The sequence below is a fragment of the Hymenobacter rigui genome, assembly GCF_003944715.1.
Classification (GTDB): Bacteria; Bacteroidota; Bacteroidia; order Cytophagales; family Hymenobacteraceae; genus Hymenobacter; species Hymenobacter rigui.
The window spans coordinates 1-510 of record NZ_RWIT01000041.1; the positions used below are offsets into that span (position 1 = coordinate 1).

At 71.6% G+C, this 510-nt stretch carries 1 protein-coding gene; it reads left to right on the forward strand.

Annotated elements, in window-relative coordinates:
- On the forward strand, positions 1-504 hold a 504-nt coding region (locus EI291_RS22575), incomplete at its 5' end, for an acyltransferase (RefSeq protein WP_148103457.1).
- Between the last annotated feature and the right edge of the window lie 6 nt (positions 505-510).

Consider the following 510-nt stretch of genomic DNA (forward strand, 5'->3'; position numbering starts at 1 on the left):
AACCCGCTGGTGCACCGCTACGCCCCCGGCTCGCTGGTGCGCCGCGCCCGCCGCGACCTGATCCCTTTCCACGCCTTCGAGCTCGGCCGCCACGCCATCCTGGAAGATCAGGTGACCGTGGCCAACGGCATGGGCGGCATTTACATCGGCGACCATTCGCTCATCGGCATCGGCGACGTGCTCATCGGCCCCGTGCGCATCGGCCACCACGTGATTCTGGCCCAGCACGTGGTGCTCTCGGGCCTCAACCACGGCTACCAGGACCCGACCCGGCCCATCCGCGAGCAGCCCTGCTCGGCGGCCGAGATTGTGGTCGAGGACGAGGTCTGGATCGGGGCCAACGCCGTGGTGACGGCCGGCGTGCGCATCGGCCGGCACGCGGTGGTGGCGGCCGGGGCCGTGGTCACGCGCGACGTGCCGGCCTACGCCGTGGTGGGCGGTAACCCGGCCCGGGTGCTGCGCCAGCTCGACCCCGCCACCGGCGAGTGGGAGCGGGTAAAGTAGTTACTG